Below are 23,991 nucleotides of genomic sequence, written 5' to 3' on the forward strand. Positions count from 1 at the left end.
CCCCCGACGCACCGCACCACCCGCACCCCGGCCCCGCCCACCGCCGAGCGCACTGGGAGCGGCGCACCGAGATCCCCCTCGCCGTCGCTTCCCTGGCCTTTCTCGCCGCCTACGCGGTGCGGGTCCTGGCCCGCGGGCTCCCGGACGCCGTGCTCGACCTCTGTCTGGCGGTGACGCTGGCCGCCTGGGCGCTGTTCGCCGTCGACTACGCCGTGCGCTGGCGGCTCAGCGGACAAGGGCTGCGCTTCGTACGGACTCATGTGCTGGACACCGTGGTCCTGCTCCTGCCGCTGCTGCGCCCGCTCAGGGTCGTGAAGCTGTACGAGGCCGTGCAGCGCCGGCACGGACGTCCCAGGCTCCCCCTGCACGCGCGCGTGATCGCGTACGCCGGTATGTCCACCCTTCTGCTGGGCTTCACCGGGGCCCTCGCCGTCTTCCAGCAGGAGCGCGACGCCCCCGGTACGACCATGCCCGCCTTCGGCGACGCCGTCTGGTGGACCTGCGCCACCCTGACCACCGTCGGCTACGGCGACGTCACCCCCGTCACCCCGCTGGGACGCCTGATCGCGGTCGGCGTGATGATGATCGGGATGGCGCTGCTGGCCGCCGTGACCGGCACCTTCGCCTCCTGGCTGCTCCAGGCGTTCGCCCGGGAGGATGGCGAAGGGCCCCCGGGAAGCTGAACTCCCGGAGGCCCCGCCGTACAAGCGTCAGACCTGCGCCCGCTCCTCCACGACCTTCACGATCTTCGCGATGGCCTCGTCGAAGGGGATGCCGTTCTCCTGCGAGCCGTCGCGGTAGCGGAAGGAGACCGAGCCGTTCGCCATGTCCTCGTCGCCCGCGATGACCATGAAGGGCACCTTCTGCTTCTGGGCGTTGCGGATCTTCTTCTGCATCCGGTCGGACGAGGAGTCGACCTCGACCCGCAGGCCCTTCTTCTTGGCCGCGACCGCGAACTTCTCCAGGTACTCGACGTGCGTGTCGCCGATCGGGATGCCGACCGCCTGGACCGGGGCCAGCCACGCCGGGAAGGCGCCCGCGTAGTGCTCCAGGAGCACCGCGAAGAACCGCTCGATGGAACCGAACAGCGCGCGGTGGATCATGACCGGGCGCTGCTTGGAGCCGTCGGGCGAGGTGTACTCCAGCTCGAAGCGCTCCGGCAGGTTGAAGTCCAGCTGGATCGTGGACATCTGCCAGGTGCGGCCGATCGCGTCCTTGGTCTGGACGGAGATCTTCGGGCCGTAGAAGGCGGCGCCACCGGGGTCGGGAACCAGCGGCAGGCCCTGCTTCTCGGCGACCTGGCGCAGGGTCTCGGTCGCCTCCTCCCAGACCTCGTCGGAGCCGACGAACTTCTCCGGGTCCTTGGTGGACAGCTCCAGGTAGAAGTCGGTCAGGCCGTAGTCGCGCAGCAGGCCGAGGACGAAGGTGAGCGTCTTGTCGAGCTCCTCCGACATCTGCTCACGGGTGCAGTAGATGTGCGCGTCGTCCTGCGTGAAGCCACGCGCACGCGTGAGGCCGTGCACCACACCCGACTTCTCGTACCGGTACACGGTCCCGAACTCGAAGAGGCGCAGCGGCAGTTCGCGGTAGGAGCGGCCGCGCGCGTCGAAGATCAGGTTGTGCATCGGGCAGTTCATGGGCTTGAGGTAGTAGTCCACGCCCTCGTCGAGCTGCATGGGCGGGTACATGCCGTCGGCGTACCAGTCCAGGTGCCCGGACTGCTCGAAGAGCTTCCCCTTCGTCGCGTGCGGGGTGTAGACGAACTCGTAGCCCTCCTCCTCGTGACGGCGGCGCGAGTAGTCCTCCATCACGCGGCGGATGATGCCGCCCTTGGGGTGGAAGACGGCGAGGCCGGAGCCGATCTGCTCCGGGATGGAGAACAGGTCGAGCTCGGAGCCGAGCTTGCGGTGGTCGCGCTTCTCGGCCTCGGCGAGGAAGTCGAGGTGCGCCTTCAGCTCGTCCTTGGTCGGCCACGCGGTGCCGTAGATGCGCTGGAGCATCGGGTTCTTCTCGCTGCCGCGCCAGTAGGCGGCCGCGTTGCGCATCAGCTTGAACGCCGGGATCGCGCGGGTCGACGGCAGGTGGGGACCGCGGCAGAGGTCCTTCCAGCACAGGTCGCCGGTCTTGGCGTCGAGGTTGTCGTAGATCGTCAGCTCACCGGAGCCGACCTCGACGTCCGCGCCATCGTCCGAGGAGGCCGAGCCCTTGAGGCCGATCAGTTCGAGCTTGTACGGCTCGTCGGCGAGCTCCTCGCGGGCCGCCTCGTCGGTCACCACGCGGCGGGAGAACTTCTGCCCGCGCTTCTGGATCTCCTGCATCTTCTTCTCGATGGCCTTGAGATCCTCGGGCGTGAACGGCTTCTCGACGTCGAAGTCGTAGTAGAAGCCGTCCTTGACCGGCGGGCCGATGCCCAGCTTGGCCTCCGGGAAGAGCTCCTGCACGGCCTGCGCCATCACGTGCGCGGTGGAGTGCCGCAGGATGTTGAGACCGTCCTCGGAGGAGATCTCGACGCCCTCGACCGCGTCGCCCTCGGACAGGACGTACGCGAGGTCCTTGAGCTCGCCTCCCACGCGCGCGGCGACGATCGAGCGCTCGCCGGCGAAGAGCTCGGCGGCCGTAGTGCCCGTCGTCACCACGCGCTCTTCCCGCTCGGAATCGCGTTGGATGATCACACGGACGTCTGACACCGGTCTCTCCTGACTGAAGGTGGGTGCGGCGCCATACCGGGAGCGCGCGCAATAGGGGATCGTACCGACCCGGCCCCCACCTCCGCGAAATCAGTCCCCTCCGCAGGTCTCCTCGTACGGCCCTTCGCAGGCCTCGTCGAAGAAGTCGGGATTCTCCCGGAGGGACTTCGTCAGCCGGTCCCGCTCGGCCTCGTCCACCTGCACGGGCACGACGTCCGTGGCTCCCGTGAGCCTGCGGAAACCTCCGCGGCTCTCCAGCCTGCCGTGCACCCGGACCGGCAGTCCGGCCAGGTGGGCGTGGCCGGCGATGCGGTACGCCTCCTCGTCCAGGGTGAGCCGCAGGTGCGGTATCTCGGCGCCGGCGATCACCCTCAGCCGGACCGACCCGTCCCCGCGCGGCCCCGACCTGCGCATCCGCACCACCGTGCCGGTGATCCGCACGGCGACGGAGGGCTCCTCGCGCAGGAAGCGGGCCCCGGCCTCACGCAGCACGGGCAGGTCGCCGGGCGAGAACTCGACGGCCTCGGCGGAGGCCGAGCACCCGTCCGGGACCCCGGCCGCGGGCGCCCACGCGACGGCGACTCGGGCGCCCTCGGTACCGCGTACCAGGGCGATCAGCGCCTCGGTGAGCTCCCGGCTGACGCCCGCCTCGACGGCCCCGTCGAAGGCGTCCATGCCGCCGGTGGCCCGCTGGTAGTCGATGGCCTCGCGGGCGGCGCAGAGCGCCTGGTGGAGGCGGACGGCGAGCGGGCGGGCGGTACCGACGGGCACGAAGGCGGTGAGCCGGCGGCCACCGGCGGCGGAGCCCACCAGGACGGTGTCGAGGGACGCGGCGGCCGTACGGCGGTAGCGGGCGCCGTAGTAGCCGGCACGCGCGCGGGTGGCGAGCGCGCCGGCGAGCAGCATCTGGCGGGCCGCGGCGCGCAGTTGTTCCTCGACGGTCCAGGGCGTGGCGTCGGCGGGGCCGGCCGGGACGTCCCGCCACCAGCGGATCTCGTCGCTGGGCACGGCGAGGGCGACGAGCACCTCGCGCGCGGACGGCGTGCCGCTGCGGGAGAGGGCGACGAGGGCGTCGCCGAGCAGGTCCTCGCTGTCGGGGAAGGCGCGGCTCTCGGGCACGAGCAGGCTGGTGCCGCCGCCGCCCGGTCCGGGCGGGGTCCAGCGGCCGTAGCGTCCGGGGGCGCCGCCGCGCCGCTGCCAGCCGTGCCGGTGCAGCAGGGCGCTCAGGACGGCCGGGTCGATCTTGTCGGGGCTCGGCGGACGGTCCCAGTGGGCCTCCGGGTGGGGGCGCACGGCGCGCAGCGGCTCCTCCAGCGGGCGGTGGGTCACGGTCTGCCTCCCGTCCCGACCCGCGTCATGATCTCGCACAGGGCCCGGTCGTCGAAGATGCGGTTGGTGGGGATCCGCACGGTGGTCCGGGTCCGGCCGGTGACGGGGTGGCCGGCCAGGTTGACCCAGTAGCAGCAGTGTCTGAGGTCCAGGCGGTCGTGGCCGGCGCGCAGCCAGTCCTCCTGGCTTCTGGGCACGAGCATGACCACCAGGATCTTGTGCACGGACACCGGGGTGCGGGCGAGCTTGCGCAGGTGGTCGTTGTCGAGCGTGAAGGAGAAGAAGCGCCCGGCCGGGTTGGGGGCCACCTGGTAGGTGCACTTGAGCTGCACCTTGATGGTGACCTCGTCGTCGACGGTGTGTCCGGGCGAGCCGTGGCTGACGTGCCAGTCGATGCCGTTGTCGGGGAAGGGCTGCGACAACGAGCAGCCGGCCGCCGCCGCGACCGCGTGCAGATAGCCCACCTGCAGTGTCTCCATGCAGGCGGTGGTGGCGAGCGTGCCGCGAAGGGGGCCCGTGCGTTCGGGCAGCAGCCCGCCCCGCTCGGGCTGCGCTATCGCCATGACCAACAGCCTTCCAAGCCAAGTGACATGCCCGCACACGGGCCACAGGAATCGCACACCGGGCCGCTGAACTGCAAAGACCCGCACTCCTGTTGTGTCCTTCCTGCGTACGTCGCAAACAGCCCGGGTATCACCAAACGGGCAGAAGACGGTGCGTCAGACTGCCGTGGGTGAACGAGGGGTTGAAGCTATGACGTGCTGGTACGAGGGGCCCCTGGCCGCTTTCGACACCGAGACCACCGGCGTGGACACCGAGACCGACCGCATCGTGTCGGCCGCTGTCGTCGTGCAGGACGCGGCGGGCACCCGGCCACGGGTGAGCCGGTGGCTGGTCAACCCGGGTGTGCCGGTGCCCGCGGGGGCGACCGCGGTGCACGGGCTGACCGACGAGCATCTCCAGCGCAACGGCCGCTGGCCGGCGCCGGTGATGTTCGAGATAGCCGAGACGCTGGCGGAGCAGGCGGCCGCGGGCCGTCCGCTGGTCGTGATGAACGCGCCGTTCGATCTGACCGTCCTGGACCGGGAGTTGCGCCGCCACCGCGCCTCGTCGCTGGACCGCTGGCTGGGCTCGTCGCCGCTGCTGGTGCTGGATCCGCGGGTCCTCGACAAGCACCTGGACCGCTACCGCAAGGGCCGCCGCACCCTCACGGATCTGTGCGAGCACTACGGCGTCACGCTCGACGGCGCGCACGACGCCGCCGCCGACGCCCAGGCCGCGCTGGATGTCGTACGGGCGATCGGGCGCCGTTTCGCCGCCCGGCTGGAGCGGCTGGAACCGACGGAGCTGCACAGCCTCCAGGCGGTGTGGCACGCGGCCCAGGCGCGGGGCCTGCAGGCATGGTTCGCGCGCAGCGGCTCGGAGGAGTCGGTGGACCCGGCGTGGCCGCTGCGTCCGGACCTGCCGGCGGCGGCGTAGGAGAGCATGAAAAAAGCCGGCCCGTCTGAGACGGACCGGCTTCCCGGTGGGCGATACTGGGTTCGAACCAGTGACCTCTTCGGTGTGAACGAAGCGCTCTCCCACTGAGCTAATCGCCCGGGAACGCACTGAACAATACAGGTCCCCGCGGCCTTCCTTCAAACCGCTTCCAGGTGGGCGGCCAGCCCGCGCCGTCCGGCGTGCATCATCCACCGGTGGTTGAGGAGGAAGACCGGCCGTCCGGGCACGGCGAAGCGCCTCAGCAGCGGTTTGTTCACCTCGGTGAACTGCTCGTAGCGGGCGAGGCTGCCGTCGCCGTCCGCGGTGATCGTCCAGCGCGCCCAGCCGTCGAGATCACCGTCCATCGCGATCTCCAGCACCCCGGCCGCCGGGTCCCGCCGCACCTCGCGGGCGGTGAAGACCAGGTCGTACGGCAGCACGGCGCGGATCGTGATCACCCCGCTGGTGTCGTCCAGCCGCCGCACTTCGCGCACCTGGGGCCACCAGCGCGGATACTCCTCGGCGCGCTCCAGCGCGTCGTAGACGACGGCGGGCTTCGCGGGCAGGGACCACAGGCTGCGGAAGCGGTATCGGGTCCAGTCCATGGGGAGAGTCTGGCATCGGATCCGAGTACGTTCTGAGTACGTGTACTCATGTCGTGGCGCGTGACCCAGCCCACACTTCAGGCATGACGCACATCCCGCCCCCGGCCGAGGAGCTGCGGCTCGTCGATGCCGAGCTGTGGCAACTCGACGCCCGCCGCAGCCAGTTGCTGGCCCGCCGGGCCTGGTTGGTCGCCGCTCTCCAGCCGCAGTGGCAGGCGCCGCAGCAGTCCGGCCCGACACCTTCCGCGCCCCCTCGCCCGGAGGCGAGCGCACCGAGCGTGCAGAACGTCCTCCTGGTGCTCGGCGGTGTCCTGCTCACCGTCGCGGCGATGGTGTTCACGCTCGTCAGCTGGGGCCACCTGGGGATCGCCGGCCGGTCCCTGGTGCTCGGCGCGGTCACGGCGGCCGTGCTCGCCGCGCCGCTCCCGCTGCTGAAGCGCGGGCTGCGCTCGACGGCCGAGTCGGTGGCGGGCCTGGGCCTGGCCCTGACGGTCCTGGACGCGGTCGCGCTGCACGGGGCCGTGTTCCCGCGGACCCCGGGGGCGCCGTACACCGCGGTCGCCTCTGCCCTGCTGGCGGGGCTCTGGGCCGCGTACGGCCTTCTGCCACGCACCGCCGAGCTGCGCCTGCCCCGCCCCGCCGCCCTGGTCGCAGCCCAACTCCCGCTGTTCTTCTGGGCGGTGGCGGCCGACGCGGGCTCGTACGGGCTCACGGCCGCGCTTCTGGTGACGGCCGGGGCCGACACGCTCGTGGCGCTCCGCATGACGTCCGCGTCCCTGCGCGTGGTCGCCGCGACCGGCGCGTACGCAACGGGCGCCTGGGGCGTCCTGGCCGCCGGCTGGCTGACCTGGTCGGCCTCCGGGCCGAGCGCCGCCGCCCGTGCGGCGGCGCTCCTCCTCCTCGCGAGCGCGATCGCGCTGACCGCCGGGTGGCGGGGCGGCCGTGAGGCGACCCGCGCGCCCGGCGAGGAGCAGTCCCGCGGTCTCGCCCTCACCGCCGGCCTGCTCGCGGTGGCCGCCCTCGGCGGGGTGGCCCGGTCCGCGCTGCCCGGGGTGTGGACGGTCCCGGTCCACCTGGCCCTCGGCATCGCCCTGTTGGCGGCGCTGCGGCCGGCCCGGCTGCCGGAGACGGTTCGGCGGGGTCTGCTGTGGGCGTCCGGCGCGGTGCAGGCGCTGTCCCTCCTGTGGACGCTGCCCGTCGTCGGCGTGGTCGTGCTGGGGCCGCTCTCGTGGGCCTCGCAGGCGTGGACCGGCGCCCCGCCGGACGCCCGCGCCGCGGTGACGTCCCACCTGACCTGGCCGCCGTACTCCGAGACGGTCCCGCTGATCCTGGCGGTCCTGGCGGGCGTCCTCGCGCTGACCGTGCGCGACACGACCTGGCGCCCGAGGGCACTGACCGCCGCGCTGGCCTTGGTCTGGGCCGCGTTCCTCACCGTCCCGGCGGTGCTGGAACTCCCCTACTCCGTCGGCCTGTTGATCCAGGGAGCGGCGACCGCAGGAGTCCTGGCGTCGGCCGTCCTGCTGTCCAGGCCCGTCGCTCTCGTCCCGGCGCTCGTGGCCTCCGTGAGCCTCGCCTTCCTCTCCCTCGCCACTCGGCCGGCGACCCTCACCACGCTGTGCGCCCTGGTCGTGCTGTTCGCTGCGGCCTCCTGGCGTGCCGCGCCCGTCACGGTGCCCACGGCCCTCGGGTACGCCGCCGCCCTCGCCTGTGCGACGGGCGCCGCCGCGGACTGGTCGGCACCGCACACGGCCCTGCTCGTCCTGACGGTCCCCGCGGCCGCCGCCCTGCTGGCCTGGCGGCTCACCGACTCCCCCGCGAGCCTGCCGATCGAGCTGGCCGGAGCCACGACCGCGCTCCTGGCGGTCGCCCTGACCGTCACCGACCTCCCGATGCTCGCCCTGGTCCTGGCCCTCTGCGCGGTGATCACCGCGGGCACGGCCGTCCGTGAGGACCGCCGTCCCCTCGGCTACGCGGCCACCGCCCTGTTCCTGCTGGCGACCTGGGTCCGCCTGGCGGCCTGGGAGGTCGACATCCCCGAGGCGTACACACTCCCGGTCACGATCCCGGCCCTGCTCGTCGGCCACCTCCGCAGGCGGCGCGTCCCGGAGACCTCGTCCTGGACGGCGTACGGCCCGGGTCTGGCCGCCACTCTCCTGCCAAGCCTGGTCATGGCCTGGGACGACCCCGACTGGACCCGCCCGCTGCTCCTGGGCCTGGCGGCGCTGTCCCTCACCCTGATGGGCGGCGGCTACAGCCTCCAGGCCCCCTTGGTCCTGGGCGGCTCGGTCCTGACCCTGGACGCCCTCCACGAACTGGCCCCGTACATAGTCCAGGTGACGGACGCCCTCCCCCGCTGGGTACCTCTGGCGCTGGCAGGCCTCCTGCTCCTCGCGCTGGGAGCCACGTACGAGCGACGCATCAGAGATGTCCGAAGGATGCGGGACTTCCTGGGAAGCCTGCACTGAACCCACCCAGGGGCGCGGGGAACTGCGCGACCAGCCACGACGGACGCGCAATTCCCCACCACCTCGACCCCTAAGGCATCTTGTCCCCGAGCAACGCCAGGTTCTCGATGGCGGCAAGCCCGTACAGCGCCGTGTCGTTGGTCGACACCCAGGCCGCCTCACTGCCCGCGACCAGTGCGACCGGCCCGCTCAACGCCTCCGTCTTCCAGGGTGCCGACTCCTTGTACCCGTCGGAGTTGTAGAACTTGTCCCACGCGCGGGCGGCGAGCTTCGCGTCCCCGGTCTGCACGGCCGCGTACGCGTCGAGCCGCGAGTGTCCCTGGAACAGCAGCAGCGAACCGAAGTTGGACCCGTAGCGGGCTGCCTGCTCCGCCTTGGTGGCGTTGAAGTAGCGGCAGTAGTCGAAGTACGCCTCGTTGAACTTCGGCATGTCGACGAGGTCGATGAGCTCGGCGCACAGCTCGTTGAGTCCGAACACGGCGGACAGGTGCGAGACCCCGACGACCGGCGTCGAGGCCACCGCGAACTTGCCCGTGTCGAGGTCGTACAGCCCGCTGCCCTGCACGAACCCGTTGGGCTGGGCTGCGATGCCCTCCATGGTCGACAGGACGCGCGCCTTGGCCTTCTCCCATTTGGGCCCCTTGCGCTCCCACTCGGTCAGCCAGGCCGAGACCAGCCCGCTCCAGTCCGTGCCGAAGCCCACGGACAGGGCGTGCCGGTCGGGCGTGTACGGGTCGGTGCGTACCTTGCGCAGCGGGTCGAGCACGAGGAACGTCTCGTCGGAGTCGACGTTGGCGTGCATGAGGTCGCCGACCCGCTCGTCCGCGGTGAGGAAGTAGTAGTAGCGGCGGTACGTCGTGTTGGCGATGCGCTGCTGCTTGGCGCTGTCGGCGTAGTGCTGGACACCGTGCCGGGTGCCGAGCCCGGCCCATTTGCCGAGGTGGTAGACGTCGACCTCGCCGGTGTGCCGGGTCATGGACTCGGCGAACCGGAAGATGTCCGCGCGCCCCGACCTGAGGTACGCGAACCACAGCCAGAGGTCGGGCGAGAGCTCGGAGTTGTCCCAGGCGTAGCCGCCGATGTCGTACCGCCACTGGTGCCGGACGGTGTCGTAGGTGTGCATGATGTCGCCGTGGTCCCAGAAGCCGTACCAACGGCGCTGCTCCACCTGGTCCTTGTAGTAGGTGAAGAGGAAGTCCAGGTGGTCCTCGATCTTCGCCTTGGCCGGGGTGGAGCGGTCCGGCTCGGAGTAGAGGCCCGGCCCGAAGACCTTCGCCTTGATGAGCTGCCTGGGCGGTGCGGCGAGCTGCGGCAGCACCCTCACGGCCTCGACCTGTCGGGCCAGGGTCTCCGGGGACGGCGTCGACTCGTTGGCCCAGAAGAGGAGTTCCGAGGTACGGGCGATGCCGTAGGGCGTGCCGAACTCCGGCTCGTAGTCCTCGTAGGTGATGTTGAGGCCTTCGAGCTGTTCGGCGAAGGTGTCCTGCCCCATGCCGTCGTGGTAGAAGCGCAGGTCCATGGGCTGCGCCTCGGGCGACCAGAGCCAGAGGGTGACCTCGGCCTCGTCGGTCTGGGCGTCGCGGATGTCGAGCTGGGAGGGGTGCCGCTCCCAGAAGTCCCGCAGGCCGAAGGAGAATCCGCCGCTCGCGCCGCCGACGTATCCGAAGCCGGAGGCCCGCCGGCCGCCGCCGGCGCCGATCCAGCCGTGGCCCTTCTTGGTGCGCTTGCGCACGGTGAAGCCGTCGGCGGAGAGCTGGGAGAGGGTGTAGTCGCCCCACTCGGGGATGTACTGGAGCCGGGTGGTGACCCGCTGGTCCCAGGTGGACGGGTCGGGCAGCTTCCGGCCCGCGTACTGGGCCTCCTGGACGGCGATGCCGGGGTCGCGGCGCAGTCCGGTGATGCCCTTGACGGCCTCGCGCAGCAGGCCGGTGCCCTCGCCGCCGAGGCGGATGTGGCGGTCGTAGGACTGGTCGCGCATCGGCACGTCGAAGCGGACGCCGAGGCCGCGGATGAAGTCGCCGCTCGCCTTCCCGGGCTCCTGGGTGCCGTCGTAGGTGATGGTGTGCACCATGCGGAAGGAGTCGGCGCCCGCGTAGAAGTAGAGGCGGATCGAGAACGGCAGCCAACTCCGGTTTCCCTTGCGGTGCTTGCCGTCGATCTTGACGACCGCCCGGACCGGGCCCGACTGCTCGACGGTGACCGTGGAGACGGCCCCCTCGAAGCGCTCGGTCCTGACTGTGCCCTGATCCTCGTCCTCGATCTCGGGCTGGCGGATCAGCACGAGCCGCCCGTTCCTGGCGATCTCGGTCGACCCGCGGGTGACCGACTTGACGAGGGTGGCGCCCGACTTGCCGATCTTCGCGGTGATCACGCCGGTGGAGACGGTGATCGTGCCGCCGCCCTGGTCGACGGTGACCTTCTTGTCGGGTACGGCGGCCTCACCGGCGGTCAGCGACAGCTTGCCGTCGCCCGAACTGACCGCGTGGGCCGTCCACTTGAGCGAGCCGTCCGGCCAGTAGGCGATCGGCCAGGACTGGACGGGCACGGCCTTGCCGTCGGCGTCCGTGACCGCGAACTTCTGGTCCTCCCGGTAGACGCCCTTGGGCCAGGGGACACCGACGGTGGAGCCCGGTGCGGCACCGAGACCGCCGTCCTCCAGCCAGTCCAGGGTCACGGGCGAGTCGTCGGCCTCGACGGCTCCGGGCGCGGCCTGCGCGTCCTTGGCTCCCAGCGCCCAGCTGAACTGGGCGGCGGCACCGGCGACGGCGGCCGCTTTGAGGATGGACCTGCGGGGGATGGGGGACATGGCCATTCCTTTCCATGGAACAGGCTGGTCAGGGGCATGACAGGGAGAGGTGCGACGCGGAGGCGCCGACCCCGTGATGACAGGGGCACCGCTCGTCAGCGGCGCCGGTGGCGTTCCTCCACGGCCACCGCCGCCGCCGCGACGGCCCCGAGGACCGGGACCGCGAGCGGCGCGACGAACCCCGCGGACAGGGCGACGACGGCCAGGCCCGCGACGATCAGGAAGGACCCGGCGGGATCGCGCAGGGTCCGGCGTACGGCGTCGGCGAGCAGCGCGCGCCAAGACGCGTCCGGCGTCCAGACCGCCGCCGCGCGCAGCCCCGCCACCACGAGACCGATCAGCGCGAACAGTCCGACGGCCCCGACCAGCGGACCGCCGGGGATGCCGGCCCGCGCGGCCTGGACGTCCACCCACACCGCGGCCGCCGCGGCCCACCCGGCGACCCCGACGAGCCAACCGCGGCGCACGGCCGTACGGAAGTCCCCGACGAACTCCCGCAGGCCGCCCGCCTCATGGCCCGCACGACGCCGCAGATGCCGTGCCCCGGCGGCGAAGGCCGCGGGGTAGGTGACCACGCCCAGGCAGCCCACCGCGATCCACACACCGGTGAGCAGGGCCTCGGCGAACAGGGCGAAGCGCTCGCCGCCGAACACGGACGCCTTACGGGCCTTCACACGTGCTTGCGCCACGCTGACCGCCTCACTTCAGTCCGGAGGTCGCCATACCGTCGATCAGGTACCGCTGGAAGGCCATGAAGAAGGCGATGACCGGCACCAGCGCCACCAGCGACATCGCGATCATGCTGCCGTAGTTGGAGATGCCCTCCTGGTCGCGGAACATCATCAGGCCGAGCGAGACGGTGTACTTGGAGGGGGTGTTGAGGTAGATCAACGGCCCCATGAAGTCGTTCCACGCGTTGATGAAGGTGAAGATCGCGCTGGTGATGAGGGCGGGACGGCACAGCGGCAGCACGATCGACCAGTAGGTCCTCAGGTGCCCGCAGCCGTCGAGCTTGGCGGCCTCGTCCAGTTCGCGCGGCAGCCCGCGCATGAACTGCACCATCAGGAAGACGAAGAACGCCTCCGTCGCCAGGAACTTGCCGGCCACGAGCGGCACCAGCGTGTCCACGAGCTCCAGCTTGCGGAACATCACGTACTGCGGGATGAGCAGCACGTGGTACGGCAGCAGCAGGGTGCCGATCATCATGGTGAACAGCAGGTTCCGCCCGGCGAAGCGGATCTTGGCGAAGGCGTACGCGGTCAGGGAGCTGGACAGCACGACACCGGCCACGGCGAGGCCCGCGTAGGTCAGCGAGTTCAGGAAGAAGCTGCTGATGGAGATGCCGGAGATGCCGTCGGCGAGGCCGGAGAAGTTCGCCCAGACCGGCTTGGCGGGCAGCAGGTCGATGCTGGCGATGATGTCCTTGCTCGGCTTGAACGAGGCGCCGAGCACCCAGATCACCGGGTACAGGATGACCGCGAGGATGACGAGCGCGCCGAGGTGCCAGGCGATCGATCCGAAGCGCCGCCGCTCGTTCGCGGTGCGCGCCACTGGGCTGGTCACGGTGGTCACTTGGCGGCCTCCTCGTAGTGCACCCACTTCTTCTGCGACCAGAACAGGACCGCCGTGACCAGCGCCACCGCGACCACCAGGGTCCAGGCCATCGCGGCCGCGAAGCCCATCTGGGCCTCCTTGAAGCCCTTCTGGTAGAGGTAACAGGTGTAGACGAGGGTGGCGTCGGCGGGCCCGCACCGGGTGTCGGAGACGACGTAGGCGGAGCCGAACACCTGGAACGCGTGGATGGACTCCAGCAGCACGTTGAAGAACAGCACCGGGGAGATCATCGGCAGCGTGATGTTCCAGAACCTGCGGAAGGGACCGGCCCCGTCGACCTCGGCGGCCTCGTACAGCTCCCGCGGGACCTGCTTGAGGCCGGCCAGGAAGATGACCATCGGCGCGCCGAACTGCCAGATGCTGAGGGCCACCAGGGAGTAGAGGACGTAGTCGGGGTTGCCGATCCAGCCGCCCACGTCGACGCCGAAGATCTTCTGGGTACGGTCCACGATCGCGTCGTCCGAGAACAGCGCCCGCCACACGAAGCCGACGGAGACGCTGGCACCGATGAGCGAGGGCATGTAGAACGCGGCCCGGTACAGGCCCTGGCCGCGCCGGCTCTGCGCGAGCAGCAGCGCGACGCCGAGCGCGAGCAGCAGCTTCAGGGGGGTGGCCACGACGACGTACTTGAGCGTGACCTCCACCGACTTTTGCCAGCGCGGGTCCTGGAACATCGTCGTGAAGTTGTCGAAGCCCACCCACTCGGGCGGGGTGAACAGGTTGTACCGGGTGAACGCGTAGTACAGCGACGCGATCATCGGTCCCGCCGTGAGCAGCAGGAATCCCGCGATCCACGGCGACATGAAGAGATAGCCGGCGAGGTTCTCGCGGCGCCGCCCGCGCCGCCCGGCGGCGGGAGCGGCGGGCCGCTTCCCGGCCGGACGCACGGGCGCTTCCTTGACGAGCGTCATGGTGGTACGTCCCCTCAGCCCGCGAACGCGGCCTTGGCCTCGCTGAACAGCGACTTGGCGGCATCGGCCGGCTTGGACTTGCCCTGGGCGACCTCACCGCCGAGGCGCAGGAACGCCGCCTCGACGACATCGGCGCCGGACGGGTGCGGGGTGATCTTCCCGAGCACCCCGGCCTTGGCGACCTCGTCCTCATAGGCCGCGACACCCTTGTTGTTGGGGTCGGTGGGCTTGAACGCGTCGTACTGCTCGGTCGTGGCGAGGATGCCGCGGTCGTAGCCCATGATCTTGCCGACCTCGGGGTCGTGGACCATGAAGGAGATGAACTGCGCCGCCTCCTTGGGGTGCTTGGTCCCGGAGAAGGCGCTCAACATCAGCGAACCGAGGTACTGGCCGGTGTTCTTGCCGTCCGTGGTGGGGATCGGCGCGAGCCCGTAGTCCGACTCGCCCTCGCCCTCGTAGCGGATGGAGAAGTTGTCCCAGGTGAACTCGGACGCGGCGAGGCCCGCCGAGAGACCGGACTTGGGCTTGACCTGCTCGATCTTCTTCGGGTCGGCGACGAGCCCGGACTTGACGCGCTTGTAGCCGTCCGTCCACCACTGCGTCAGATCGTCCTCGGTGAAGCCGAGATCGGAGTCCGTGAAGAACGCCTTGCCGTTCTGACGCAGATACAGGTCGTAGAGGTACATGATGCTGAAGTAGCCGGTGTCACCGGCGATCTTCAGCTTGTCCTGGATCGTCTGGAGCGCGGCGAAGTACTCGTCCCAGGTCCAGCCGAACTTCGCCTCGACGCCCGCCTTCTTGAAGGCCTTCAGGTCGATGACGAGCGACATGGTGTTGGCGCCGACCGGCACGGCGATCTGCTTGCCGTCGACCTGACCGTTCGCCAGAACGCCGTTGCGGAAGTTGTCGAGGCTCAGATTCCCGGCGTCCGCCTGCTGCTTGAGATCCAGCAGAACACCGCGCTTGTCGTACTTGCGCAGGAAACCGACCGCATTCTGGAAAACGTCCGGCGGATTACCGCCGGAGGCCTGGGTCTGGAACTTCTCCCAGAACGCCTCGTAGTCGGTGAATTCAGGCTTGATCTTGATCTTCGGGTACTTCTTCTCGAAGAGCGCGATCGTCTTCTTGATGGCGATGGTGCGCGGCTCGCCACCCCACCACGCGTAACGGAGTGTCACGGTCCCGTCTCCGGAGCTGCCGCTGTCACCACCGCACCCGGTCGTCGCCGCCAGCCCCAGCGTCGCGGCTGTAGCCCCGGCCGCCTTCAGGATCGTTCGCCTCTCGACATTCCTGTTGGTTCCCACAGTCGGGCCCCTCCCCGCAGCGTCGCCGCCTGCATGAATCGTTTCAAGTAAGCGCTTGCTGGCACAAGCTACGGAGGCCCCGGAGGTGCGTCAATGATTCGGACAGGAATTTATCGAGAGTGTGGTGAGAGACCGGCGCGCCTCCAACGGGCGCACGTCCCGGGAGAACTGACGACGCCCCAGGTGAGAGCCACGGGATCGACCGATCGAACGTCCCACAGGCGGTCGTACGGGATCTGGGGACGGCCGGAAAGAGACGGATGGCGGCGAGGGGCGCCACGGACCGTCACGCGAGGCGGAGCCGAAGGCGCACGGGTAGCGCGCACCGGTCCACGCACATGCCGACGGCCCGTCCGCGAGATCGCAGACGGGCCGTCGGTCCGGGTGGGCGATACTGGGTTCGAACCAGTGACCTCTTCGGTGTGAACGAAGCGCTCTCCCACTGAGCTAATCGCCCGGACGCAGGAAGAACATTACCCCATGTCAGGGGGCGCCTGTGCCATGTCCCGCGGCGTGACGCAGAGGATCCGAACGCCCTGAGCCCCCGCTCGACGCCCTGAGCTTCTCTCGATGCCCTCAGCTTCCTCTCGACGCCCAGAGGCCTCCCGAGGGACGCGACCGCCCGCGAGGCGTCCTGCCGGGCCGGGCCGGGCACCTGCCCCGACCCGGCAACGACCCCGCCCGCGACCTCCGGCGCCTTGGCCCCGGGCCACCTTGCGGGGCGCCACCGCTCCCGTGACCGGCGCCGGCACTCTCGGCACCCCGTCCGGGGCTCACTGGTCCTTGATGTTCCAGGGCATCTCGAAGCCGAACTTCCACAGGTAGACCCCGAGGATCACGCCGATGATCACCAGGCCGACCGAGGTCAGGATGATGTTGCGCCGGCGCACCTTGGGATCGAGGGCGCGCTGGGCAGCCTCGGTCACCTTCCGCTTGGTCCAGCGGAGCACGAGCTGGGCCCAGACGAACTCGGTCGCCCAGATCGCCATACCGCCGAAGATCACGACCCAGCCGGGTCCCGGCAGCGGCAGCATGATGATCCCGGCGACCACGACCGCGAGGCCGATCACGAAGATCAGGACCTGCCAGCTCAGGTGCAGCAGCCGCCGCGACTTGATGAACTCCGGCGCCCTGGACCCGAGCGCCTGCCCGTCCTGCGCCGCCCCGTCCGACTTCTCGCCGGTCTGCCCGTCAGGTGCCACGGCGACCTCGCGCGCCTCGTCACTCCCCGTATTCATACAGCCGAACCCTACCGGAGAGAAACCGGTCACCGGAATGGTCGTACCTCCGCAAGGGGTTCTCGGCCGGAAGAGTTACGTAAAGGCACGCAAAACACTCAGAGGGGTTTACAACGGCACCGTAGGTGGCATGTCGATTTCGCCGACGTGCGAATCCCCGAGCGCACACTGAGCGAAAGGCCCTGGCGCTTATGAACACCACGGTCAGCTGCGAGCTGCACCTGCGCCTCGTTGTGTCGAGCGAGTCCTCCCTGCCTGTCCCCGCAGGCCTGCGGTACGACACGGCCGACCCCTACGCCGTGCACGCCACCTTCCACACCGGAGCCGAGGAGACCGTCGAGTGGGTGTTCGCCCGCGACCTCCTCGCGGAGGGCCTCCACCGGCCCACCGGAACCGGCGACGTCCGAGTCTGGCCGTCGCGCAGCCACGGTCAGGGGGTCGTCTGCATCGCCCTGAGCTCCCCGGAGGGAGAAGCACTGCTTGAGGCCCCGGCGCGGGCCCTGGAATCGTTCCTGAAGCGGACGGACGCCGCTGTGCCCCCGGGCACGGAGCACCGCCACTTCGATCTGGATCAGGAGCTCTCGCACATCCTGGCGGAAAGCTAGGGCGAGGGCGCACGGAGCCGCCCGGCGCCGTCCACTCGGGGAGACGGCTCGGGCTGGTACAACCGCATAGGGAACGACAGGCGCCGTGGCTGCGGAGCGCTCCGCAGCCACGGCGCCTGTCGTGCGGCCCGGCACCCGGTACCGGCGAGCCGTTACCATCGGCCAGCATCGGCGGGCGTCCGCCCGACCCCCAGGCCAGGGAGCGAATCGTGCTGATCACCCACGACACCCGGTGCGCGCTCGACACCGTGGTCGATCTGGTGAACACCGCACCGGAGGACGACGCGTCGCCGGACGCGCTGCCGGATGTCGCGGCGCTCGCGGAATTCGTACGGAATCACGAGATCAGCGATGTCGGGGTGCTCTCGGAGTTCGATCTGTCGGCCGTGCGCAAGATCCGCAGCCGGTTCGCCTCGGTGTTCGCCGCCCCCGACGCCCGAGCCGCCGCCGCCCTGATCAACGAGCTGGTAGCCGCCGCGGGCACCACGCCCCAGCTCACGGATCACGACGGCTACGAGTGGCATGTGCACTACTTCGCGCCGGGCGCCTCCGTCGCCGACCACCTGGCGGCCGACTGCGGGATGGCGCTGGCGTTCTTCGTGGTGGCCGGGGAGCAGGAGCGGCTGCGGCGCTGCGAGGCGCCCGACTGCCGACGGGCCTTCGTGGACCTGTCCCGCAACCGCTCGCGGCGCTACTGCGACAGCAGGACCTGCGGAAACCGTCTCCATGTGGCCGCCTACCGGGCACGGCGCAAGGAGGCCGCGGGCTGAGGTCCGGGGCAGCCCTCACCGGCCGTCGGTCGACTGACTCGCCGTCGTGGCTGGTCGCGCAGTTCCCCGCGCCCCCAGGAAGCCGGGCGGGGGTGCTGAGGCATGCGGGCGCGCTGGAGGCCAGGCGGTGGTGGTGATCAGGCTCGGGGTGGTTGCCGGGGGCGCGGGTGGTGCAGCTGCACGGCGGTCGGTGGTGAAGAAGGCTCGGACAGTCGCCGAGGCGCCGGCGACGGAGCGCAGACCAAGTGGTGGTGAGCAGACTCACGGATCGTGACCGACGCGCAGGCGGCAGAGCGCAGGCCGGGTCGGGGGCGGGGTCCGCCCATGCAGTGCGGTGAGCAGACCCGCGCGTTTGCCTGCCGACGCGCGGGCGGTGGTGAGCAGGCCCGCGGACAGTCGCCCAGGCGCAGGCCGGCAGGTGGTTGTGCAGGCCCGCCCTGGCTGCCGAGGCTCGGGCGGTGGAGCTGCAGGTCAGCCGGTGCGGCGGTGGTCGGCGAGACGCGTGCCGCTGCGCTGGGGGCCGGTTCGGGGTGTCCGCGGCACGGCAGGGGCGTCGACGTGGTCCCCGGCGGGTGGCGCCGGGGACCCACGGGTACGGCTCAGAGCAGCAGCAGGTCGTGCAGCGCAGCCATGAGCAGCAGACACCCGATCACCGCAAGGAAGATCATCAGCGGTGGCTGGGAAAGGGCGAAGAGGCATCCACGCGGCTCGTCCTGAGGCGGCGCGGTATCGCTCTGTGTCGTGTCCAGCATCTCGCGGCGATGATGGCGCAGTCCGCACCCCGTGCGCGATCAACACGCCCGGAATGAGCGGGAGTTCGCCGGATTCCGTGATGTCCGTTTCGAGTCGTGATCGCTTGGGGTCCGGTGCCGGTCCCCCTGCGAACGTTTCAGTTCGCCGTCCGGCCCTCAGATGCCGTGCTTCTTGAGGATGGCCTCGATGTCGCTGAAGTCGTCCGAGGCGGACCCGGTGGTCCCGGGCTTGGCCGCGGGGCGGGCGGCCGGGGTGCGCGCGGCCGGGCCGAGCGAGGGCGCCGAGGCCGTGGGAGCCATCGCCTCCTGGGCGCCACGGGCCGCCGCCCTGCGCTCCTTGCGGGTGCCGCCGCGGCGGCGCTCCACCGCGCGCGTGGTCGAGAACAGCACCCACGACAGGCCGAGCACGCCGAAGCCCGCCCAGGCGGTCGGACTGAAGGCGGTGTCAGCGAGCCAGTCGACGACACCGGTCATCACCAGACCGAGCGGGACGAGGGAGTAGGCGGCGATACGCGTGGCCGCGAGGAAACGCTTGCGGTACGCGGTGACCGCCGCGATGCCCAGGCCGGCCGCGGCAACGGCGGAACAGACGGTCTCGGCAATCATCCGGTCCTCCAGGCGTGCTTCGATCGGCAACGTACCGCTTCGTCCCTGTCCATCCTGCACCTCCCGACCCCCACCGGGCCATGCCCCGGCAGGACATCAGGGACATCTCCGGGTCGCCTCCTCCGCAGGTGCCGGTGACGCCGGCCGACCGGTGGGGACGGCCGGGGGCCGATTCCCGTCCGATGGCCGCGAGCTGGGAGACTGGGGTCATGAGCGACCCCTCCCCCGTTCCTCCCGCCGCGCCCGTCCTCGACGTCTGGTGCGATCTCCAGTGCCCGGACTGCCGTGACGCGCTGGACGACCTCCGGGCCCTGCGTGCCCGTTACGGCGACCGTCTGGAGCTGCGGCTGCGGCACTTCCCGCTGGAGAAGAACAAGCACTCCTTCGCCGCCGCGCAGGCCGCCGAGGAGGCACTGGAGCAAGGCCGGGGCTGGGAGTACGTCGAGGCCTTGCTGGCGCGCGTCGAGGAGCTGGACCGCGAGGGGGAGCCCTTCCTGGTCGAGGTGGCCCGTGAACTGGACCTCGACGCCGAGGAGTTCGACACCGCGCTGATCGACGGCCGGCACATCCTGATCGTCGACGCCGACCAGGCCGAGGGCAAGGCGATCGGCGTGAGCGGGACGCCGACGTACGTCATCGGCGGCGAGCGTCTCGACGGCGGCAAGTCCCAGGACGGGCTGCGCGAGCGGATCGAGGAGATCGCGGACCGGCTGCTCGCCGGCCAGGAGTGAGCGGGCCTCAGAGCAGGCTCTTGTACATCGAGTAACCCACCGTCACGTACCCGAGCGACTCGTACAGCCGCTCGGCCGGTGTGTTGCCCGCGAAGACGTTGAGACCCAGGACCCGTCTGCCGGAGGCGATCGCCTGGGCCTCGGCCAGCAGCATCAGGGACCGGCCGTGCCCGCGGCCCCGGAACGCCTCCTCGGTCTCGACGTCGTAGACGAACGCCTTGGCGTCGACGAACTCCACCCACAGGACACCGACCCGCACGCCGTCGTGCTCCAGCACGCTGAACAGCGCCTCCGGCGTCTTGAGCCCGCGCTGCACCAGCTTCTCGTGGTCCTTGCGCGACCTCGCCCTGGCCTCGGCCTCGGGCACCCCGCGCTCGCTCCAGTCACCGGCGTACTCGGTGATGCCGCGCTCCGCCCACGGCCAGAACTCGTCCTCGGTCATGGGCCTGCCCCGGCTGCCCGCGGGCAGTTCGGGCGGCTCGGTGCCGAGCGGCTTCTCCATGCCGCGGTTGCGGTGGACGTAGCCGAGCGTGGTGGCGAGCCGCAGCGCGGGTTCGGCGTCGGCCGGAACCCTGATCTCCACCTGCCCGCACCCCCAGCCCCGCGCCACCTCCTCGGCGGCGAGCGCGGCGACGGTGCCCCGGCCGCGCCTGCGGTCCGGCTCGTCGATCCGCAGGTCCCGGATCTGCGCGACGGTCGGCCCGAAGGCCGGATGGGTCGCGAGGTGTATCGCCCCGACGGGACGGCTGTTCACGCACACCGTGAAGTGGCGGGACAGCGCCCCGTCGGCGCCGCGCTGGAGCGGCTCGGTCGGCCGCAGAGTGGTGGTCATCACCGGAGTTCTACCCGCTGCCGCGCGCCGGAGCAGCTCAATATCCCCGGCTTTTACGGATCGAGGTCGTCCCCGGCCCGCTCCTCGAAGATCCGCATGGCCTTGGCGGTCACCGGGCCGGGCGCGCCCGGCAGTTCGCGCGCGTCGACGCGGTGGACGGCCTGGACGTCCCGCAGGGTCGAGGTGAGGAAGATCTCGTCGGCCCGCTCCAGGACGTCGAACGGCAGGTCGGTCTCCCTGGCCCCGGTCCACTCGACGGTCAACGCGCGCGTGATGCCCGCGAGGCATCCGGACGCGAGCGGCGGGGTGTGGATCTCCCCGTCCAGCACGACGAAGACGTTGGAGCCGGTGCCCTCGCACAACTGCCCGACCGTGTTCGCGAACAGCGCCTCGGAGGCGCCGCCCTCACGCGCGCGTGCCAGCGCGACGACGTTCTCGGCGTACGAGGTGGTCTTGAGTCCGGTGAGGGCGCCCCGCTCATTGCGCGTCCACGGAACGGTGATCACGGCCGTGGAGTCCGGCCGCGGGGCGGACTCGCCGAGGGCGACCACCAGGGTCGGCCCGTGCTCGCCCCGGTCGGACCCGAGGGGACCGTGGCCGCCGGTGTAGGTGATGCGCAGCCGCCCGAGCGGCATCGGGTTCGCCTCGAGCACGGCGGCGCAGGCGCGGCGGACCTCGTCGTGGTCGGGGTCCGGCAGTCCGAGGCCCCGGGCCGACAGCGTCAGCCGGTCGAGATGCCGGGTCAGGGCGAAGGGACGGCCGTCCACCGCCTTCACGGTCTCGAAGATGCCGTCGCCCACGGTCAGTCCGTGGTCGAAGACGGAGACGCGGGCGGTCTCGATGTCCTGGAGCCCGCCGTCGAGCCAGATCTTCACGTAAGGGTCCCTCCACTCACCTCGTACGTCCCCGACGCTACCGCGAGCAGCCGGGACGCCTTCAGCTCGGTCTCCCGCCACTCCCCCTCGGGGTCCGACCCCCAGGTGATGCCGGCGCCGGTGCCGAAGCGCAGCACTCCCTCGGCGCGGTCGATCCAGAAGGTGCGGATGCCGACGGCCAGCTCCCCGGTACCCCGGTCGGCGTCGACCCAGCCGACGCCTCCGCAGTACGGCCCCCTGGGCGCGGTCTCCAGGGCCTCGATGATCCGCAGGGCACTGGTCTTGGGCGCACCGGTGACCGAACCGGGCGGGAAGGCCGCGTCGAACAGCTCGACCCAGCCCGCACCCTCGCACAGCTCGCCGCGCACGGTCGACACAAGGTGGACGAGACCGGGGTGCTTCTCCACCGCGCACAGGTCGGGAACGGTGACGGTGCCCGTGGCGCACACCCGGCCCAGGTCGTTGCGGACCAGGTCGACGATCATCACGTTCTCGGCATAGTCCTTGGGCAGCAGGTCGTCCTCGGTCCGCCCGGTTCCCTTGATCGGCCCCGACTCCACGACCCGGCCCGCCCTGCGCAGGAACAGTTCGGGGGACGCGGTGGCGATCTCCACCCCGTGCCCCGGCAGCCGGATCGTTCCTGCATAAGGCGCCGGGTTGCCGCGGGCCAGCAGCGCGGTCAGCGCGTCCACGTCGGCGCCGGGGGCGAGGGGGGCGGTCAGGACCCGGCAGAGGTTGGCCTGGTAGACCTCGCCGGCGGCGATGTGCGCGCGGATCCGCCGTACCCCCGCCGTGTACGCCTCGCGGTCCAGCGACGACGTCCAGTCATCGGCGGCCGGCCCCCGCCAGGCTCCCGGCACCGGCGCGGGCACCGGCTCATGGCGTACGTCGGCGAAGCGGGCGCAGGTCAGACCGCCCTCGAAGTCCGCGGCGACGGCCCAGAAGCCGGTGGAGTCCAGAGCCGCGGGGTCGCTGGTGACGTCGAGGAGACCGGTGGCGACACGGTCGCCGAAACGGGCGAGAGGAGGGAGGTCGAGCACGCTGTCGAGTCTATGGCGGGTGACACGCGGGTGACCTGGGCATGTCCTTCCGGCCGCCCTGACCACGGACGTCGACATGCGCAGGGCAGCACGCTGCGCAAACGCGTTTTTGTACTGGCACCGGAATCCGCTAGAGTTCAACTCGTCGCCGGGCCGCGAGAGCGGAACGAAACGACAAGCGGACGTAGCTCAGTTGGTAGAGCGCAACCTTGCCAAGGTTGAGGTCGCGAGTTCGAGCCTCGTCGTCCGCTCGATGGAACCAGGGGATCTTCCCGAGCCCCTGCACTCCTGGTGGAGTGGCCGAGAGGCGAGGCAACGGCCTGCAAAGCCGTCTACACGGGTTCAAATCCCGTCTCCACCTCCAAGGACGATTAGCTCAGCGGGAGAGCGCTTCCCTGACACGGAAGAGGTCACTGGTTCAATCCCAGTATCGTCCACTGGATCTTCGAGAGGTCATCGAAGGTCTGACCCGCGCGATTAGCTCAGCGGGAGAGCGCTTCCCTGACACGGAAGAGGTCACTGGTTCAATCCCAGTATCGCGCACACACCGAAGCCCCCGGCCCTGCGGCCGGGGGCTTCCTCGTTCCCTGCGTCAGCTCGAGAACAGCATGTGGCCGAAGCCGCGGTTGCGGTGGTGGCCGCCATGGTGACCACCGTAGTGACCACCGCCGTGCTGTGGGGCGCCCCACGCCGGTGCGCTGGGCGCTGCGGGGTACTGCGGAGCGGCCGGCGGCGGGGGAACCATGGGGCCGCCGCCGTACTGGCCCTCCAGCCGGGTCAGCGCCTCCAGCTCGCCGTAGTCGAGAAAGATCCCGCGGCAGCCGCTGCACTGCTCGATCTGGACACCGTTGCGGTTGTACGTGTGCATCGGTGCGTGACACTTCGGACACTGCATCGTCGGCTCAACTCCTCGCCGGTCGGTCCTGCTTAGCGTTACGCCAGGACAGACTCTGTCCGGCTCTGGTCGGTTGCACCCTACTTCGCGAAACCGTCCGCCAACTCCGGCGGGGCGGAACCCATTCGGTCACAGGCGTCGACCACCGCCTGTTCCACGTCGTCCAGCGGCCGGTCCGCGTCGACCGCCTTGGCGACCGCACGGGCCGCGGTCTGCACGGTGAGGGCGCGGGCGGGGACGTCCAGGGCGGGCCACGGGTCGCCGTCGGCGGGGACCGCGGGTCCGCCGGCCGCGCGGTAGGCACCGAGGAAGCGGGACCAGTCCTCGGGCGACAGCAGGCCGCAGGCGTACCAGGCGGCGGGGCGGGCGAGGTCCCAGGCGGGCTCCCCCACGCCCAGGTCGTCCACGTCGATGAGACGCCAGGGGCCGTCGGGGGCGGGGTGGCGG

Annotated in this window: 22 protein-coding genes, 6 tRNA genes and 1 pseudogene; 10 read left to right on the forward strand and 19 right to left on the reverse strand. The window is 70.9% G+C overall.

Features of this window, described 5'->3' with window-relative positions; all coding sequences use genetic code 11:
• The first annotated feature begins 71 nt into the window (after nt 1–71).
• Nucleotides 72–683, forward strand: coding sequence for a potassium channel family protein (locus AOJ26_RS18095; protein WP_063790287.1), 612 nt, complete (start codon nt 72–74; stop codon nt 681–683).
• A 27-nt stretch (nt 684–710) separates the two neighbouring features.
• Here AOJ26_RS18095 and thrS read toward each other — a convergent pair whose 3' ends face one another.
• The 3 genes from thrS to AOJ26_RS18110 all read right to left on the reverse strand — a co-directional run bounded on the left by thrS (nt 711) and on the right by AOJ26_RS18110 (nt 4,579).
• Complete coding sequence (thrS, locus tag AOJ26_RS18100; RefSeq protein WP_053849351.1) at nt 711–2,687, reverse strand: threonine--tRNA ligase; 1,977 nt, start codon at nt 2,685–2,687, stop codon at nt 711–713.
• A 90-nt stretch (nt 2,688–2,777) separates the two neighbouring features.
• On the reverse strand, nt 2,778–4,016 hold the full coding sequence (locus AOJ26_RS18105) for a hypothetical protein (RefSeq protein WP_053849352.1): 1,239 nt from the start codon (nt 4,014–4,016) through the stop codon (nt 2,778–2,780).
• A complete protein-coding gene (locus AOJ26_RS18110) occupies nt 4,013–4,579 on the reverse strand; it encodes a DUF4365 domain-containing protein (protein WP_053849353.1) in 567 nt (188 codons plus the stop codon). Before AOJ26_RS18110 ends, AOJ26_RS18105 begins: the two co-directional genes overlap by 4 nt.
• Before the next feature lie 190 nt (nt 4,580–4,769).
• Between AOJ26_RS18110 and AOJ26_RS18115 the strand changes: the two genes are divergently transcribed.
• On the forward strand, nt 4,770–5,495 hold the full coding sequence (locus AOJ26_RS18115) for a 3'-5' exonuclease (protein ID WP_053849354.1): 726 nt from the start codon (nt 4,770–4,772) through the stop codon (nt 5,493–5,495).
• A gap of 47 nt (nt 5,496–5,542) precedes the next feature.
• On the opposite strand, the gene AOJ26_RS18120 is transcribed toward AOJ26_RS18115, so the two are convergent.
• Together AOJ26_RS18120 and AOJ26_RS18125 are read right to left on the reverse strand one after the other, a co-directional pair.
• Nucleotides 5,543–5,614: transfer RNA gene (locus tag AOJ26_RS18120), tRNA-Val, on the reverse strand.
• 39 nt (nt 5,615–5,653) lie between these two features.
• The gene (locus AOJ26_RS18125; protein ID WP_053849355.1) at nt 5,654–6,100 is read right to left on the reverse strand and encodes an SRPBCC family protein; all 447 of its coding nucleotides are present in this window, start codon (nt 6,098–6,100) and stop codon (nt 5,654–5,656) included.
• 83 nt (nt 6,101–6,183) lie between these two features.
• Here AOJ26_RS18125 and AOJ26_RS18130 point away from each other — a divergent pair, with 83 nt between their 5' ends.
• Nucleotides 6,184–8,565 carry an SCO7613 C-terminal domain-containing membrane protein gene (locus tag AOJ26_RS18130; RefSeq protein ID WP_053849356.1) on the forward strand — a complete coding sequence of 794 codons (2,382 nt, stop codon included), beginning with the start codon at nt 6,184–6,186 and terminating at the stop codon, nt 8,563–8,565.
• A 70-nt stretch (nt 8,566–8,635) separates the two neighbouring features.
• Here AOJ26_RS18130 and AOJ26_RS18135 read toward each other — a convergent pair whose 3' ends face one another.
• From AOJ26_RS18135 to AOJ26_RS18165, 7 genes are all read right to left on the reverse strand, one after another.
• Nucleotides 8,636–11,371, reverse strand: coding sequence for a hypothetical protein (locus AOJ26_RS18135; protein ID WP_053849357.1), 2,736 nt, complete (start codon nt 11,369–11,371; stop codon nt 8,636–8,638).
• A gap of 95 nt (nt 11,372–11,466) precedes the next feature.
• Nucleotides 11,467–12,060: a hypothetical protein gene (locus tag AOJ26_RS18140; protein ID WP_179200307.1), complete on the reverse strand. Its 594-nt coding sequence runs from the start codon at nt 12,058–12,060 to the stop codon at nt 11,467–11,469.
• Between the two features lie 10 nt (nt 12,061–12,070).
• On the reverse strand, nt 12,071–12,943 hold the full coding sequence (locus AOJ26_RS18145) for a carbohydrate ABC transporter permease (RefSeq protein ID WP_053849359.1): 873 nt from the start codon (nt 12,941–12,943) through the stop codon (nt 12,071–12,073).
• On the reverse strand, nt 12,940–13,896 hold the full coding sequence (locus AOJ26_RS18150) for a carbohydrate ABC transporter permease (protein ID WP_053849360.1): 957 nt from the start codon (nt 13,894–13,896) through the stop codon (nt 12,940–12,942). The genes AOJ26_RS18145 and AOJ26_RS18150 overlap by 4 nt, the downstream gene beginning before the upstream one ends.
• Before the next feature lie 14 nt (nt 13,897–13,910).
• On the reverse strand, nt 13,911–15,200 hold the full coding sequence (locus AOJ26_RS18155; RefSeq protein WP_053849361.1) for an extracellular solute-binding protein: 1,290 nt from the start codon (nt 15,198–15,200) through the stop codon (nt 13,911–13,913).
• 385 nt (nt 15,201–15,585) lie between these two features.
• Nucleotides 15,586–15,657 (reverse strand) — tRNA-Val (locus tag AOJ26_RS18160).
• A gap of 316 nt (nt 15,658–15,973) precedes the next feature.
• Entirely contained in the window at nt 15,974–16,438 is a 465-nt protein-coding gene (locus AOJ26_RS18165; RefSeq protein WP_053849362.1) for a TIGR02611 family protein, read from the reverse strand.
• A 191-nt stretch (nt 16,439–16,629) separates the two neighbouring features.
• Here AOJ26_RS18165 and AOJ26_RS18170 point away from each other — a divergent pair, with 191 nt between their 5' ends.
• Nucleotides 16,630–17,043, forward strand: a complete 414-nt coding sequence (locus tag AOJ26_RS18170) for an SsgA family sporulation/cell division regulator (protein WP_004002642.1) — start codon at nt 16,630–16,632, stop codon at nt 17,041–17,043.
• Nucleotides 17,044–17,252: 209 nt separating this feature from the next.
• Complete coding sequence (locus AOJ26_RS18175) at nt 17,253–17,813, forward strand: CGNR zinc finger domain-containing protein (protein WP_053849363.1); 561 nt, start codon at nt 17,253–17,255, stop codon at nt 17,811–17,813.
• 599 nt (nt 17,814–18,412) lie between these two features.
• Here AOJ26_RS18175 and AOJ26_RS43865 read toward each other — a convergent pair.
• The gene (locus AOJ26_RS43865) at nt 18,413–18,565 is read right to left on the reverse strand and encodes a hypothetical protein (RefSeq protein WP_170068264.1); all 153 of its coding nucleotides are present in this window, start codon (nt 18,563–18,565) and stop codon (nt 18,413–18,415) included.
• Nucleotides 18,566–18,721: 156 nt separating this feature from the next.
• Nucleotides 18,722–19,171, reverse strand: coding sequence for a hypothetical protein (locus tag AOJ26_RS18180; RefSeq protein ID WP_053849369.1), 450 nt, complete (start codon nt 19,169–19,171; stop codon nt 18,722–18,724).
• A gap of 209 nt (nt 19,172–19,380) precedes the next feature.
• On the opposite strand from AOJ26_RS18180, the gene AOJ26_RS18185 reads away from it, so the two are divergent.
• Nucleotides 19,381–19,902 carry a DsbA family protein gene (locus tag AOJ26_RS18185; protein ID WP_053849364.1) on the forward strand — a complete coding sequence of 174 codons (522 nt, stop codon included), beginning with the start codon at nt 19,381–19,383 and terminating at the stop codon, nt 19,900–19,902.
• Nucleotides 19,903–19,909: 7 nt separating this feature from the next.
• Here the strand turns inward: AOJ26_RS18185 and AOJ26_RS18190 are convergent, their stop codons facing one another.
• From AOJ26_RS18190 to AOJ26_RS18200, 3 genes are read right to left on the reverse strand one after another with little or no spacing between them, the layout of a single operon-like run.
• On the reverse strand, nt 19,910–20,737 hold the full coding sequence (locus AOJ26_RS18190; protein ID WP_053849365.1) for a GNAT family N-acetyltransferase: 828 nt from the start codon (nt 20,735–20,737) through the stop codon (nt 19,910–19,912).
• Nucleotides 20,738–20,787: 50 nt separating this feature from the next.
• Nucleotides 20,788–21,609, reverse strand: coding sequence for an aminotransferase class IV (locus tag AOJ26_RS18195; RefSeq protein ID WP_053849366.1), 822 nt, complete (start codon nt 21,607–21,609; stop codon nt 20,788–20,790).
• Nucleotides 21,606–22,649, reverse strand: coding sequence for a chorismate-binding protein (locus AOJ26_RS18200; RefSeq protein WP_053849367.1), 1,044 nt, complete (start codon nt 22,647–22,649; stop codon nt 21,606–21,608). The genes AOJ26_RS18195 and AOJ26_RS18200 overlap by 4 nt, the downstream gene beginning before the upstream one ends.
• Nucleotides 22,650–22,827: 178 nt before the next feature.
• On the opposite strand from AOJ26_RS18200, the gene AOJ26_RS18205 reads away from it, so the two are divergent.
• From AOJ26_RS18205 to AOJ26_RS18220, 4 genes are all read left to right on the forward strand, one after another.
• Nucleotides 22,828–22,900: transfer RNA gene (locus tag AOJ26_RS18205), tRNA-Gly, on the forward strand.
• 39 nt (nt 22,901–22,939) lie between these two features.
• Nucleotides 22,940–23,013, forward strand: a tRNA-Cys gene (locus AOJ26_RS18210).
• A 1-nt stretch (nt 23,014) separates the two neighbouring features.
• Nucleotides 23,015–23,086 (forward strand) — tRNA-Val (locus AOJ26_RS18215).
• 34 nt (nt 23,087–23,120) lie between these two features.
• Nucleotides 23,121–23,192: transfer RNA gene (locus tag AOJ26_RS18220), tRNA-Val, on the forward strand.
• A 49-nt stretch (nt 23,193–23,241) separates the two neighbouring features.
• Here the strand turns inward: AOJ26_RS18220 and AOJ26_RS18225 are convergent.
• Together AOJ26_RS18225 and AOJ26_RS18230 are read right to left on the reverse strand one after the other, a co-directional pair.
• The gene (locus tag AOJ26_RS18225) at nt 23,242–23,544 is read right to left on the reverse strand and encodes a zf-TFIIB domain-containing protein (RefSeq protein WP_078959944.1); all 303 of its coding nucleotides are present in this window, start codon (nt 23,542–23,544) and stop codon (nt 23,242–23,244) included.
• Between the two features lie 80 nt (nt 23,545–23,624).
• A pseudogene (locus tag AOJ26_RS18230) lies at nt 23,625–23,991 on the reverse strand (aminoglycoside phosphotransferase family protein); the annotation flags it as partial.

The organism is Streptomyces sp. NRRL B-24085 (assembly GCF_001282115.1).
GTDB lineage: Bacteria > Actinomycetota > Actinomycetes > Streptomycetales > Streptomycetaceae > Streptomyces.

What these genes read in the sequence shown, in the direction of transcription:
- AOJ26_RS18110 (WP_053849353.1), bottom strand. Translation starts at nt 4,579, where the DNA reads ATGGCGATAGCGCAGCCCGAGCGGGGCGGGCTGCTGCCCGAACGCACG.
- AOJ26_RS18115 (WP_053849354.1), top strand. Translation starts at nt 4,770, where the DNA reads ATGACGTGCTGGTACGAGGGGCCCCTGGCCGCTTTCGACACCGAGACC.
- AOJ26_RS18125 (WP_053849355.1), bottom strand. Translation starts at nt 6,100, where the DNA reads ATGGACTGGACCCGATACCGCTTCCGCAGCCTGTGGTCCCTGCCCGCG.
- AOJ26_RS18130 (WP_053849356.1), top strand. Translation starts at nt 6,184, where the DNA reads ATGACGCACATCCCGCCCCCGGCCGAGGAGCTGCGGCTCGTCGATGCC.
- AOJ26_RS18135 (WP_053849357.1), bottom strand. Translation starts at nt 11,371, where the DNA reads ATGTCCCCCATCCCCCGCAGGTCCATCCTCAAAGCGGCCGCCGTCGCC.
- AOJ26_RS18150 (WP_053849360.1), bottom strand. Translation starts at nt 13,896, where the DNA reads ATGACGCTCGTCAAGGAAGCGCCCGTGCGTCCGGCCGGGAAGCGGCCC.
- AOJ26_RS18165 (WP_053849362.1), bottom strand. Translation starts at nt 16,438, where the DNA reads ATGAATACGGGGAGTGACGAGGCGCGCGAGGTCGCCGTGGCACCTGAC.
- AOJ26_RS18170 (WP_004002642.1), top strand. Translation starts at nt 16,630, where the DNA reads ATGAACACCACGGTCAGCTGCGAGCTGCACCTGCGCCTCGTTGTGTCG.
- AOJ26_RS43865 (WP_170068264.1), bottom strand. Translation starts at nt 18,565, where the DNA reads ATGCTGGACACGACACAGAGCGATACCGCGCCGCCTCAGGACGAGCCG.
- AOJ26_RS18180 (WP_053849369.1), bottom strand. Translation starts at nt 19,171, where the DNA reads ATGATTGCCGAGACCGTCTGTTCCGCCGTTGCCGCGGCCGGCCTGGGC.
- AOJ26_RS18185 (WP_053849364.1), top strand. Translation starts at nt 19,381, where the DNA reads ATGAGCGACCCCTCCCCCGTTCCTCCCGCCGCGCCCGTCCTCGACGTC.
- AOJ26_RS18225 (WP_078959944.1), bottom strand. Translation starts at nt 23,544, where the DNA reads ATGCAGTGTCCGAAGTGTCACGCACCGATGCACACGTACAACCGCAAC.